Annotated in this window: 13 protein-coding genes and 1 pseudogene; 4 read left to right on the forward strand and 10 right to left on the reverse strand. The window is 69.2% G+C overall.

Annotated elements, in window-relative coordinates; all coding sequences use genetic code 11:
* Positions 1-473: 473 nt before the first annotated feature.
* Positions 474-1,754: pseudogene (locus tag QA802_RS26960) on the reverse strand (ISL3 family transposase).
* A gap of 134 nt (positions 1,755-1,888) precedes the next feature.
* Here QA802_RS26960 and QA802_RS26965 point away from each other — a divergent pair.
* Positions 1,889-2,497 carry a YdeI/OmpD-associated family protein gene (locus tag QA802_RS26965; RefSeq protein WP_334527673.1) on the forward strand — a complete coding sequence of 203 codons (609 nt, stop codon included), beginning with the start codon at positions 1,889-1,891 and terminating at the stop codon, positions 2,495-2,497.
* Between the two features lie 256 nt (positions 2,498-2,753).
* Here the strand turns inward: QA802_RS26965 and QA802_RS26970 are convergent, their stop codons facing one another.
* The 6 genes from QA802_RS26970 to QA802_RS26995 form a co-directional block, all read right to left on the reverse strand.
* Positions 2,754-3,305, reverse strand: a complete 552-nt coding sequence (locus QA802_RS26970; protein ID WP_334527676.1) for a putative immunity protein — start codon at positions 3,303-3,305, stop codon at positions 2,754-2,756.
* A gap of 122 nt (positions 3,306-3,427) precedes the next feature.
* Positions 3,428-3,739, reverse strand: coding sequence for an integrase core domain-containing protein (locus tag QA802_RS26975; protein WP_334527679.1), 312 nt, complete (start codon positions 3,737-3,739; stop codon positions 3,428-3,430).
* Positions 3,723-5,084 carry an IS30 family transposase gene (locus QA802_RS26980; RefSeq protein WP_443042057.1) on the reverse strand — a complete coding sequence of 454 codons (1,362 nt, stop codon included), beginning with the start codon at positions 5,082-5,084 and terminating at the stop codon, positions 3,723-3,725. The genes QA802_RS26975 and QA802_RS26980 overlap by 17 nt, the downstream gene beginning before the upstream one ends.
* Positions 4,997-5,806, reverse strand: coding sequence for an IS3 family transposase (locus tag QA802_RS26985; protein ID WP_334527682.1), 810 nt, complete (start codon positions 5,804-5,806; stop codon positions 4,997-4,999). Before QA802_RS26985 ends, QA802_RS26980 begins: the two co-directional genes overlap by 88 nt.
* Positions 5,803-6,099 carry a transposase gene (locus QA802_RS26990; protein ID WP_334527685.1) on the reverse strand — a complete coding sequence of 99 codons (297 nt, stop codon included), beginning with the start codon at positions 6,097-6,099 and terminating at the stop codon, positions 5,803-5,805. The genes QA802_RS26985 and QA802_RS26990 overlap by 4 nt, the downstream gene beginning before the upstream one ends.
* A gap of 193 nt (positions 6,100-6,292) precedes the next feature.
* Complete coding sequence (locus QA802_RS26995) at positions 6,293-7,963, reverse strand: fumarate hydratase (protein ID WP_334527688.1); 1,671 nt, start codon at positions 7,961-7,963, stop codon at positions 6,293-6,295.
* Between the two features lie 165 nt (positions 7,964-8,128).
* Between QA802_RS26995 and QA802_RS27000 the strand changes: the two genes are divergently transcribed.
* Together QA802_RS27000 and QA802_RS27005 are read left to right on the forward strand one after the other, a co-directional pair.
* Positions 8,129-8,836, forward strand: a complete 708-nt coding sequence (locus QA802_RS27000; RefSeq protein WP_334527691.1) for a DUF1707 SHOCT-like domain-containing protein — start codon at positions 8,129-8,131, stop codon at positions 8,834-8,836.
* Between the two features lie 126 nt (positions 8,837-8,962).
* Positions 8,963-9,340: a WhiB family transcriptional regulator gene (locus tag QA802_RS27005; protein WP_319164583.1), complete on the forward strand. Its 378-nt coding sequence runs from the start codon at positions 8,963-8,965 to the stop codon at positions 9,338-9,340.
* Positions 9,341-9,581: 241 nt separating this feature from the next.
* Here QA802_RS27005 and glpX read toward each other — a convergent pair whose 3' ends face one another.
* Positions 9,582-10,616, reverse strand: a complete 1,035-nt coding sequence (gene glpX / locus QA802_RS27010; RefSeq protein WP_334527696.1) for a class II fructose-bisphosphatase — start codon at positions 10,614-10,616, stop codon at positions 9,582-9,584.
* A gap of 130 nt (positions 10,617-10,746) precedes the next feature.
* On the opposite strand from glpX, the gene QA802_RS27015 reads away from it, so the two are divergent.
* On the forward strand, positions 10,747-11,271 hold the full coding sequence (locus QA802_RS27015) for a DUF4245 domain-containing protein (protein WP_334527699.1): 525 nt from the start codon (positions 10,747-10,749) through the stop codon (positions 11,269-11,271).
* 78 nt (positions 11,272-11,349) lie between these two features.
* Here QA802_RS27015 and QA802_RS27020 read toward each other — a convergent pair whose 3' ends face one another.
* Complete coding sequence (locus QA802_RS27020) at positions 11,350-11,940, reverse strand: malonic semialdehyde reductase (protein ID WP_319164586.1); 591 nt, start codon at positions 11,938-11,940, stop codon at positions 11,350-11,352.
* Positions 11,941-12,109: 169 nt separating this feature from the next.
* On the reverse strand, positions 12,110-12,334 hold the full coding sequence (locus tag QA802_RS27025) for an exodeoxyribonuclease VII small subunit (protein ID WP_319164587.1): 225 nt from the start codon (positions 12,332-12,334) through the stop codon (positions 12,110-12,112).
* Positions 12,335-12,368 lie beyond the last annotated feature (34 nt).

Raw genomic sequence — 12,368 nt, forward strand, 5'->3', positions numbered from 1 at the left:
GAAGGCGTTTACACGCTCTCGCACCGTCCCGTTTAAACGCGCGTCCTTGAAACCGCCACCCTTGACGGGCTAGAGCCGAGGCAAAGAAGACCGCACAGTGGTCCCGGCTAAGCGGGGCCTTTTCTGTGCCCGCATCCTCCGCAAAGGAACCAGACCGATGAATCTTTCCGAACTGTTTCTAAGGACGTTTTTGGGCTCCAGTCGACGGAGGTTTTCTGGCTCCATGGTTGGGCTGGAGGGGGCGTGAGGCGGTGTGATTCACGCCCCTGTAGCAAGGTGATTTGGCCCCACTTCGATCGAGTGGTTCCGCTGGCCCTGGGGGTGGGGTCTCGCGGTAGTTTGGGAGCCTCGGTCAGCCTGCCGTCAGCGTGCCCCCGACAGGTGCGTGGAGGCTGCCGACGACCCGGCTCGACTCAGACCGTGGACCGCCCAGTGTCCGCGGTGGCTGGACGAGAACGGGCATTGGTGGGTCTTCAAGGTTGAGCGGTGTGGAGGTGTCCGCGGGCTCGGCGGGTGGTGACGCAGCGTGTGCGTAGGCGTTGGTTGTCGGCGTTGCGGAAGCCGAACGCGTTGCGGGCGACGAGCTTGATCACGCGGTTGATCCCTTCGCTCTTGGCGTTGCTGTGTCCGGTGTCGATGAGCGCGGCGATCTCGGGCCACCAGCGGTCGACGGTGGCGGCGAGCTGGCGGACTTCGGGGATGTCGGAGTCCGCGCACTAGGTGAGGAACTTCCAGCGGGCGTGGCCGACTTGGTGGCGGTCGGCTCCGGTGCGGGCCAGGGCGAGGAGGGTGCGCAGGTTCTCCTTGGCGATCCAGGCCGTCAGCAGTGTCTGCCCGATCTTCCCCTCGCCCAGGAGGGTGTTCCACATGGTGGCGAACTGGTCGTCGGTGAGGTCCTCGCGGTTGCGTAGAAGCCTCCGTCTGGCCTTCCACTCCGGGTCGCTGGCCCGTCCGCGCCGGCCGCGGGTCTCGGCGGTGGTGCGGCGCCTGACCATGGACAGCATCTTGTTGGCGAGCTGGACCACGTGGAAGTGGTCGACCACGACGGTGGCGTGCGGCAGGCCGATGTGGATCGCGGCGCGGTAGGTGGCCGACATGTCGATGGCGACGTAGCCGATGCCCTTTCTCCAGTCCCGGTCGGTGGTGGCGAGCCAGGCCAGGACGTCGGCGATGGTGCGGCCCTCGACCTGTCCGAGCAGTCCGCCGTGGCCGAGGGCGTCGACGAAGCCGGTGTGCCACCGGTCCCGGGTCAGATGCCACTTGCCGGTATCCGCATCCTGTTCCCAGCGGGGCCGTCCGCGGCGGGTCTCGTCGATGCCCAGGACTGTGACCTGCGGCAGAGGTGCCTCGGTGACGTCGCGGGCTTGCGTGCGGAAGGCTTCCATCGCGGTCGGCCAGGACAGATGCAGATCCCGTGCGGCCTGGATGACCGTGGAGCCGGCATCGCGTATGCGGCGCCCGGCCGCACCCCGCAGCCGGGCGGTCAGTCTGGCACCGGCCGGGATCGGCGGGATCTGCTCGGTGAAGGACCGGCGAGGGCAGTCGGCCTCGCGGCACCACCAGCGGCGCTTGTGCCAGCGGAACTCCAATCCGCTCTCGCCGTAAGGGAGATCGCGTGGCCGGGTCACCGTCGAGCCCTTAACCCGGGTGGCGAACACCCCGCAGGCCGGGCAGGCTCTGGCCCTCTCGTCGGCCGTGGCCAGGTGAACTCGGCGCCTTCCGTCGGCCAGCCGCTCGACCCGCGCGACGGACACCCCGTCGAGGTCGAGCAGCAACGTCGTATCGTTGAGCAAGCTCGTGGCTCCTGCATGATCGTTCTGCGTCGAGAACAGAGATGATCACGCAGGTCCACGGGCATCCTGCATCCGGGGCCGTGCCCGAATGTGTCATGACAATCGGCCGGGTGTGGTTCGCTGCTGGGGTGACTCAGGACTTGGAGATCGTCGCATTCGAATCCGCCGAGACGTTCGAGGCATGGCTCGGTGAGAACCACGCCGTCTCGTCCGGCGTCTGGCTCAAGCTTCGTAAGAAGGGCCCCGGAATCGCCGCGCTGGACTACGCCCAGGCGCTCGACGTGGCACTCTGCTACGGCTGGATCGACGGCCAGAAGGGCAAGTTCGACGACCAGTGGTGGCTCCAGCGGTTCACCCCGCGCACGCCGCGCAGCAAGTGGTCCAAGGTCAACCGGGACAAGGTGGCCGCCCTGATCGAGCAGGGCCGGATGCGTCCGCCGGGGCAGGCCGAGGTCGACCGCGCCAAGGCGGACGGCCGCTGGGAGGCGGCCTACGACGGCGCGAAGACCGCCACGGTGCCGGACGACCTCACGGCGGCCCTGACCGCCGACCCGGCCGCGGCGGAGTTCTTCGAGACACTGGACCGGCAGAACCGCTACGCGATCCTGTACCGGATCCAGGACGCCAAGAAGGCCGAGACCCGGGCGCGCCGGATCGAGAAGTACGTAGCGATGCTGGCGAAGGGCGAGAAGCTGTACCCGTAGTCACGGAAAGGGGACCATGGCCGTGTGGTGCCGTGGGGTCCCGGCGCGCCTGCGGCCCCGGCAGCAGCCACCAAATGCCCTCACCGAGCGTAACGAAACGCCAAAGGCCCTGAGCAGGCGCACCGCTCAAGATCGAAGACCCGCATTGGTCCGGCCGGCACTGGGACCCGGCGGCCGGACCCGGAACGGCTGCGGCCGGCCCCCCGTCAGGGAGGCCGGCCGCGGTTGTCGGTGAGGGTTAGCGGCAGTGCCGTGGCTAACCCTCAGCTTGGCGGGGCATGCGCAGGGACGCGTCCAGGATGGTCATGAGCTGTGCTGCACGGGTCTTGCCAGTTGGCGCCAGAGGGTATCTGTTCAGAACCTCGATCAGAGCGGGTGTGGCGCGTTGTCGAGCCTTCTCGATCAGTCGGAGCCCGACGGCGAAATCATCGTCCGCGTTCAATTCTCCAACGCGCGCGGCGCTTGCGGCGGCTCTCAGGATGTGACCCACTTGGGTGGCTTTCGCGATCGGATGAAGGTAGGCCGCAGAGGCGGCATCTCCCGCAGCGCGCGCAGCCAACTGTGCGGCCTCCGTGGTCGCTTCCTTCGCCGCCCGGTGGGCGTCCAAGGAGGTGATGCGCTGAAGTTTGGTCCTTCTGGCGCCGTTCACGAACTCCCGCGCAGCGTCAATGGCTGCACGAGGCCGAGGATCGCCGGGGTTGGCCTCCTCGAACACGGGAAGAACTTCCTCAGCGCTCTCCAGAACGTAGTGGGCGACGACGCGCAGTTCGTCCACGGTCAGTTCAAAGTCCCCAGATACGATCGTCACGGACCTGATTCTCCCATCGAGCGATCACCTGCGGTCTCAGACGGAGACTGTGGGACACAGCCTTGCCGAGGGCCGAGGCAAGGGTCAGCTGAAGTTTCCCCGTGATCTTGGACACTCGTTCGTTATGCCGCGAGGGCGTGTTGATGGCGTTGCCGGGTCTCGGCTGGGGTGAGGTAGCCGAAGGTCTTGTGCTTGCGCAGGCGGCGGCGGTTGTAGAAGGTCTCGATGAAGTTGAAGACCTCGGCGCGGGCGGTGGCCCGGTCTTGCCAGGTCCGGGTTCCGATCTCCTCCTTGAGTAGGGCCCAGAAGCTCTCCGCGGCGGCATTGTCGAAACACGATCCGGTGCGTCCGCAGCTCTGCCGCAGCCCCAACTCACGAATCCGATTGCGGAATTGGGTGGATGTGTACTCGGCGAGTTCAACCAGTCGTTGCAACACAGGGCTGTTGCAGCGAGCGTAGCTGCTCTTCGAAGACCTCGGCCGGTGTCCGCCAACCGAGTACCTTGCGGGGCCGGTTGTTGATCGCCATGGCGACGGCTTCGAGGTCCGTGGACGACCAACGGGAGAGATCAGTGCCCTTCGGGAAGTACTGACGCAGCAGCCCGTTCGTGTTCTCGTTTGTCGGTCGTTGCCAGGGCGAGTGCGGATCGGCGAAGAACACCTTTGTCCCGGTATCGAGAGCGAACTGGGCATGACCGGAGAGTTCCTTCCCGCGGTCCCAGGTGAGGGTCTTGCGTAACTGCTCGGGCAGCGGTGCCATCGACGTGGTGAGCGCCGCGTTCATCGCGATCGCGCCATAGCCCCCGAGCGAGGGGCCGTTCTTCACGGGCGGCCTCTCGCCCCAGCCCTCAAGCCGGGGCAGGTGCACCAGGAGCGTGGAGCGGCTGCTGCGCTCGACAAGCGTGCCGATCGCGGAGCGGCCCGTCCCGATGATCAAATCGCCTTCCCAGTGTCCGGGGACCGCGCGGTCCCCGGCCTCGGCGGGGCGTTCACTGAGGATGACGTCCGCGGTGACATGCCCCTGCGGCTTGTTCTGCGACCGTGCACGGGGAACCCGCAGCGCCCGGCCGGTGCGCAGACACATGACCAGTTCCCGCTTGAGCGCGCCACGGCCCTCGATGAACAGCGCCTGGTAGATCGCTTCGTGGCTGATGCGCATGGACTCATCATCGGGGAAGTCGACACGGAGCCGGTGCGAGATCTGCTCCGGGCTCCATGCCGTCGCCCAACGCCTGTCCTGCCGATGCGGCTTGTTCAGCCCCTTCCACCCAGGCGTCTCAGGCCCGGTGACGATCATGCCGTCGGGGCGACGGACGCTGCCGGCGAGCCGCTCCTGCACGTACTCTCGCAACCTGTCGTCGCCTGCGAGCTTCGCGGTCTTCGGGCGCTTCGCAGCCTGCTGCGCTTTCCACTGCGCCACCAGAGCCCGGTAGACCGGTTTGCCGCCCCGGGTCGCCGCGTTGCGGCGCAGCTCGCGTGAGATCGTGCCCGCGTCGCGGCCGATCCTGCGAGCGATCTCCCGCACGCCGAACTCCTGGGCGCGCAGCAGCGCGATCTCCTCACGCTCGGCGAACGACAGATAGCGGCCGGTGGGCTCGTCCAGGCTGATCGGCGGCATCCCGCCAGCGTGACGGAACCACCGGGTTGCGACCGGCCATGAAACGCCAACAGCCACCGCGGCCTCTGCCGTCGTCACTCCCGACGCGATCCGCCGCCAGAAGTGGCGCTGCACCGCACGAGACGGCTCCGGCCGACCCGGTGAACGCATCGGCGGTCGCATCGCCCGATCCGCCGCCCACTGCCGTCGCGCTCCCGCAGGCGCCTTTGGCACCTTCTGCTTCCGGTCTCGTCCCATCGCATACCTCCGTGATCAAGGTGTTGCGACGACCAGTTGAATCCGCCCTCGCTTCCGCGATCACTGTGTATGACACATCCGGGTTCCAGCCGGGTCCGACCGTGGGCCATGTCGAGAGCGTCGACGACGAGTTCGGCGCGGTGGTGATCGGCCATGGCGTAGCCGACGACCCGGGTGGCCAGGTCGAGCCAGCAGGCGAGGTAGAGCCAGCCCTCGGCGGTGGGCAGGTAGGTGATGTCGCCGACCAGCTTGGTGCCGGGGTGCTCGGCGTGGAAGTCGCGGCCGATCAGGTCCGGGGCCGGCTTCGCCTTCGCGTCCGGCCGGGTCAGCGAGCGGTGCTTGCGTCGGGTGACACCGCGGATGTCGCGCTCGCGCATGACGCGGGCGACGCGCTTGCGGTTCACGCGCCGCCCCAGACGCCGCAGCTCGGCGTGGACGCGCGGGACGCCGTAGGTCTTGCGGGAAGCGATGTGCAGCACGGTGATCTCGTGTGCGAGTGCGTCGTCGGCTGCCTGGCGGGCCCGGCGGGCGGCCTCGCCCTCGCGCCAGGCGTAGTAGGAGGAGCGGGCCACGTGCAGCACCCGGCACAGCAGGAGGATCGGGTAGTTCGCCTTCTCCGTATGGATCAACCGGTACAACTCGCTCACCGGTCGCTCTCCTTCACGAAGAAGGCCGCTTTTTTCAGGATCTCGATCGTCTGCTGCTGTTCGCGGACCTCCTTGCGCAGCCGGCGCAGTTCATCGCGCTCGGCGCTGGTCAGCTCACCGGGCCGCCCCTCGCCCCGGTCGGCCTTGGCCCGGCGGTACCAGCCGCGCAAGGACTCCGAGCTGATGCCGAGTTCCCGGGCAACCGCCGTGACCGTCTTGCCAGAGGAGTCGACGAGCGCGATGGCGTCCCGCTTGAACTCCTCGGTGTACCGCTTCGTGTACTTGCTTCCCACCTGGTGCTACTCCCTCTGGAACCTCAGGTCCCAGTCTCCAGGTGTCCACGATCAAGGGGAAGCTTCAGTCGCGACCTGCCCCGGCGTGGGGCCCTGCGGCTGTGTCCGGGGTGATCGCGGACGGAACGGCCCCGCTTGCGCAGAGAGCCCCCAGCAATCGGCTGGGGGCTCTCTGGGGGTGCCGCTGCCGAGGTCAGGCCAGGCCAGGACCCCGGACCGGGATGCTGGTGAAGGTCGGCTGAGAGAGTTGCTGCGGGCTGAAGAAGTCGTTGCCCTTGTCGTCGACGACGACGAACGCCGGGAAGTCCTCGACCTCGATCTTCCAGACGGCCTCCATGCCGAGCTCCTCGTACTCGACGACCTCGACCTTCTTGATGCAGTCCTGCGCGAGACGCGCGGCCGGGCCGCCGATCGAGCCGAGGTAGAAACCGCCGTGGCTGCCGCAGGCGTCGGTGACCTGCTGCGAGCGGTTGCCCTTGGCCAGCATCACCTTGGAGCCGCCCGCCGCCTGGAACTGCTCGACGTAGGAGTCCATGCGGCCGGCCGTGGTCGGGCCGAACGAGCCGGACGCGTACCCCTCGGGGGTCTTCGCGGGACCGGCGTAGTACACCGGGTGGTCCTTGAGGTACTGGGGCATCTCCTCGCCCGCGTCCAGCCGCTCCTTGATCTTGGCGTGCGCGATGTCGCGGGCCACCACCAGCGGACCGGACAGCGACAGGCGGGTCTTGACGGGGTACTTCGTCAGCTCGGCCAGGATGGCGTCCATCGGCTGGTTCAGGTCGATCCGCACGACGTCCCCGGACTCGTCCAGGTGCTCGTCCGTGGTGTCGGGCAGGAACCGCGCCGGGTCGGTCTCGAGCTGCTCGAGGAAGACGCCCTCGGCGGTGATCTTCGCGACGGCCTGGCGGTCGGCCGAGCAGGACACGGCGATCGCGACGGGGCAGGAGGCGCCGTGCCGCGGCAGCCGGACCACCCGCACGTCGTGGCAGAAGTACTTGCCGCCGAACTGCGCGCCGATCCCGATCTTCTGCGTCAGCTCGAAGACCTTCTCCTCCAGGTCCTTGTCCCGGAAGCCGTGGCCGAGCGGCGAGCCCTCGGCCGGGATCTCGTCCAGGTAGTGCGCGGACGCGTACTTGGCGGTTTTCAGCGCGTACTCGGCGGACGTGCCGCCGACGACGATCGCCAGGTGGTACGGCGGGCAGGCGGCCGTGCCCAGCGAACGGATCTTCTCCTCCAGGAACTTCATCATGGAGGCCTCGTTCAGGACGGCCTTCGTCTCCTGGTAGAGGAACGACTTGTTGGCGGAGCCGCCGCCCTTCGCCATGAACAGGAACTTGTAGGCGCCGCCGTCGGTCGCGTACAGCTCGATCTGGGCCGGGAGGTTGGAGCCGGTGTTCTTCTCCTCCCACATGGTGAGCGGAGCCATCTGCGAGTAGCGCAGGTTGAGGTTCAGGTAGGCGTCGTAGATGCCGCGGCTCAGGGCAGCCTCGTCGCCGCCCTCGGTGAGGACGTTCTGCCCGCGCTTGCCCATGACGATCGCGGTGCCGGTGTCCTGGCACATCGGCAGCACGCCGGCGGCCGCGATGTTCGCGTTCTTCAGCAGGTCCAGCGCGACGAACTTGTCGTTGGCGGACGCCTCGGGGTCGTCGATGATGCGGCGCAGCTGTGCGAGGTGCGCGGGACGCAGGTAGTGCTGGATGTCGTGGATCGCCTCGGCGGCGAGCTTGCGCAGGGCCTCCGGCTCCACCTTGAGGAACGTCCGTCCGTCGGCCTCGAAGGTGGAGACACCTTCGGAGGTCACCAGCCGGTACGGGGTGGTGTCCTCTCCCTGGGGGAGCAGATCGGTGTACTCGAACTCAGGCATCTCGCCCATTCCTCACTCGACAGACGGCGACCGCCTCCATTGGCGGGCGCCCACCAGCGTAGAACCCGCGCCGGACGGCGAGCCTGTGAGGTAAGGCTCAGTCTCCGCGGGCCCGCCGGCCGTTCGGGGTATCGCGATCTATCGTGTGTTGGGTACGCTGCGGTCGTGGACCTTCAGAAGCAGACCGCCGCCGCCCCGACGTCGGCCGCCGCCCCGACGTCGGCCGCCGAGCTGCGCGCCTCGGACGCCGACCGGGACCGTATCGCCGACATGCTCCGCGAGGCCCTGGCAGAGGGCCGACTGACCGCCGACGAACACGCCGAACGCGTCGAGGGCGTGCTGGCCGCCAAGACGGTCGGAGAGCTGCAGGCGTTCGTCCGGGACCTGCCCGCCGCGCACGAGCGGCGCGCCGCGTCCGCGTCCGTCCCCGACCGGCCGGCGGCGGGCGCGATCCCCGCCGACCCCGACGACAACGTGGTCGCGGTCTTCAGCAGCGCCGTCCGCCGGGGCCGCTGGCGCGCCGGCCGCCGCATCCACGCGTACGCGGTCTTCGGCACCGTCGAGATCGACCTCACCGAGGCGCTCTTCGAGTACCAGCAGGTGGTGGTCAAGGCGTTCGCGGTCTTCGGCAACGTGGAGGTCCGCGTCCCGGAGAACGTGTCGCTGCGCGGCGCCGGCGGCGCGGTCCTCGGCAACTTCGAGGTGGACTCGCTCGACTCCCCGCAGTCCGACGCCCCGGTGGTCTACGTCGACGGCTGGGCGGTGCTGGGCAACGTCGAGGGCCGGCCGAAGCGGGGCAAGCTCGTGGCGGACATTCTCGATCGGGTCCAGGACAAGGTCGACCGCAGTCTGCGCAAACACCTGGACCGCTGACGGTCGTCCGGCGGCATGTGCGGTCCCGGCGGCGGTGGTCCGGAACTCAGTGCATAGGCGCGCGCACAGCGGGTAGGCCTTGCTGCATCGTCTCTCGCTCGCGAAGCCGTCGTCAGGAGAAGACCCGTGCTGCAACCGCCGCATTCGTCCTTGCAGGTCGCCGCCGTCCCGGCTCAGCGGGTGCCCGCGCGTGACAGGGACCAGGACGACCCCTGGCACACCGACGCGGTGTGCCGGCGCGACGAGGCGGGCCTGTTCTTCGCCCCCTCCAAGGAGCCCACGGCCGCCCGGCTCTCCCGGGAGGAAGCGGCGAAGCGTGTCTGCGCGCGCTGTCCCGTGATGATCGAGTGCCGCGAGCACGCGTTGCTGCAGCCCGAGCCCTACGGGGTCTGGGGCGGCCTGACCGCTGCCGAGCGCCGCGTGGCCCTCGCCCGGCGCCGCCGGCGTGACGTGGAACTGCAGAAGACGGTGCGCGCGACGGACCGCATAGCCCAGGCGGGCTGAACGACAGCTCCGGGGCCGGACGAACGACAGGTCCGGGCGGGTCGAACGACGGCTCCCGCGGGCCGCACGCCGGCTCGCTCCCGGGCGGGCCGAATGCCGGCTCCCGCGCAGGCCGAATGCCGGCTCTCGCAGGCCGAACGGCGGCTCTCGCGGGATGAACGAAGGGCGCCCCCTCCGCACCGGGGGCGCCCTCCTCTGCTGCTGTCCGGCCCGACCGGCTGGGCCGGGCCGGACCGGGGGCCTACTTGGCCCGGTCGAAGTCGACCGCGCTGTAGGCCCGCAGCTTGCTCAGCCGGTGCTCGGAGTCGATCCGCCGCACCGTCCCGGACTTCGACCGCATCACGATCGAGTCGGTGGTCGCCGTCTCCGACCGGTAGCGGACGCCCCGCAGGAGTTCGCCGTCGGTGATGCCGGTGGCGACGAAGAACACGTTCTCGCCGGTCACGAGGTCCTCGGTGGTCAGCACCCGGTCGAGGTCGTGCCCGGCGTCGACGGCCCGCTGCCGCTCCTCGTCGTCCTTGGGCCACAGCTTGCCCTGGATGACGCCGCCCAGGCACCGCACGGCGCAGGCCGAGATGATGCCCTCGGGGGTGCCGCCGATGCCGAGCAGCAGGTCGACGCCGGTGCCCTCGCGCAGCGCGAGGATCGAGCCGGCCACGTCGCCGTCGGAGATCAGCTTGATGCGCGCCCCGGTCGCCCGGATCTCCTCGATGATGCCCGCGTGCCGCGGCCGGTCCAGGATGACGACGGTGACGTCCTCCGGCGTGGCCCGCTTGGCCTTGGCGACCCGGCGGATGTTGACCTCGACGGGCGCGTTGATGTCGACGAACTCGGCGGCCTCGGGGCCGGTGACCAGCTTGTCCATGTAGAACACGGCGGACGGGTCGAACATCGCGCCGCGCTCGGTGGCCGCGAGGACCGCGATCGCGTTCGGCATGCCCTTCGCGGTCAGCGTGGTGCCGTCGATGGGGTCGACCGCGATGTCGACCTCGGGGCCGGTCCGGTCGCCGACGCGCTCGCCGTTGAAGAGCATCGGGGCTTCGTCCTTCTCGCCCTCGCCGATGACGACCACGCCGTTCATCGACACGGTGGAGACGAGCGTCCGCATCGCGCGCACGGCGGCCCCGTCGGCGCCGTTCTTGTCCCCGCGTCCCACCCAGCGGCCTGCGGCCATCGCGGCCGCTTCGGTCACCCGGACGAGTTCCAGGGCGAGGTTGCGGTCCGGGGCCTCGGAGGGGACATCGAGTTCGGACGGCAAGTGATGATGCTCGGTCATCGGAGCGCACCTTTCTGACTGATACGACGACGGCCGGATGAGGGTTTGAGCCCTGACTCTATCGTCAGTCCGACAAAATGAGCAGGGGACCCCACGGATGAGCGCATCGGGCACCTGCGACGATAGGGGCGTGGCAGGTTCGAACGGCAGACAGAAGACGGCCCGGGACATGATCCTCTCCCTGGGGCTCATCATGATCGCGGCGTGGGTGATCTATCTCTTCATCCCCCACGACGACCGCGCTCCCGACGTCAAGCGGGTCGACTACCGCGTCGAACTCCTCACGGCGCGCCGCGCGGCGTCGTACCCGGTGGCCGCGCCCGAGGGCCTGCCGAGCACCTGGAAGGCCACCTCGGTGCGCTTCCGGGGCGACGAGTTCGACGCCTGGCACCTCGGTTTCCACACCCCCGACGGGGAGTACGTGACCATCGAGCAGTCCACCCAGCGGCGCTCGCAGTTCATCGAAGAGGCCAGTCAGGGCGCGAGCGAGACCGAGGTCACCGAGAAGATCGGCGGCCGCACCTGGACCCGCTACACCGGCGGCCGCTATGACGCGCTCGTGCTGCAGGGCACCGACGGCTCCACCACGGTGGTCGCGGGCACGGCCGGCTTCGACCGGCTCTCGACGATGGCCGGCGCGCTGAAGCTGGCGTGAGCGCCCCGGACGTACGAGGAGGGGCCCCGGCACGCCGGGGGCCCCTCCTCGTACGTCCGGGGTCTCGGACAGGTGGTCTCAGACGGTGGTGACGACCTCGTCGTAGGCCAGGCGCGGGGAGCGCGGGAACCAGGCGCCCTCGCCCGGCTTGCCGATGTTGACGACCATCAGCGGGGTGTGGTCGTCGTCGAGGAACTCCTTGCGGACGCCCTCGAGGTCCACACCGGTCATCGGGCCGGCGGCGAGGCCGGCGGCGCGGACGCCGATGATGAAGTAGGCGGCCTGGAGGGCGGCGTTCAGGGCGGCGGCGCCCTCGCGGGCCGGGCGCTCGCTGAAGAACAGCTCCTTGGCCTGCGGGAAGGCCGGGAACAGGGTGGGCAGCTCCTCGTGGAACTCGTTGTCCGCGGAGAGGATCGCGACCAGCGGGGCGGCGGCGGTCTTGGCCTGGTTGCCCTCGGCCATGTGCCGCACCAGGCGCTCGCGGGCCTCCGGGGAGCGGACCAGGGTGACGCGCAGCGGGGTCTGGTTGAACGCCGTCGGGCCGTACTTGACGAGGTCGTAGATCGCCTGGACCTGCTCGTCGGTCACCGGCTCGTCGGTGAAGGTGTTCGCGGTGCGGGCCTCGCGGAACAGCAGGTCCTGGGCGGCGGCGTCAAGAACGAGAGACATGCGTGAACTTCCTTGGAGTGGCGTCCGGATGTGGTACCGGACCGTGGTCCGGATCGGCTGACGGCACCGACAGTACGCGAGAGAAGTTCAACCTTCAACAAAGACGCGAGTGAAGGCGGAGTGATCCGCTTCACACCCGCTTCACACCCACCCCACAGCCCCTGTGGCGTCACTCCTCGTCCGGGGTGCCCTCCTCCTCGGCCAGCGCCGCGTCCAGCCGCTCCCGGGCGCCCTCCAGCCAACGCCGGCACACCTTTGCCAGCTCCTCCCCGCGCTCCCAGAGGGCGAGGGACTCCTCCAGCGTCGTGCCGCCCGCCTCCAGACGCCGTACGACCTCGATCAGCTCGTCGCGGGCCTGCTCGTACCCGAGCGTCTCGTCCGTCCTGCTCGTCATGGTCCCTGTGCCCCTACTCGTCTACTGGCCTACT

Origin of the sequence: Streptomyces sp. B21-105 (assembly GCF_036898465.1) — a bacterium.
Lineage (GTDB): Bacteria > Actinomycetota > Actinomycetes > Streptomycetales > Streptomycetaceae > Streptomyces.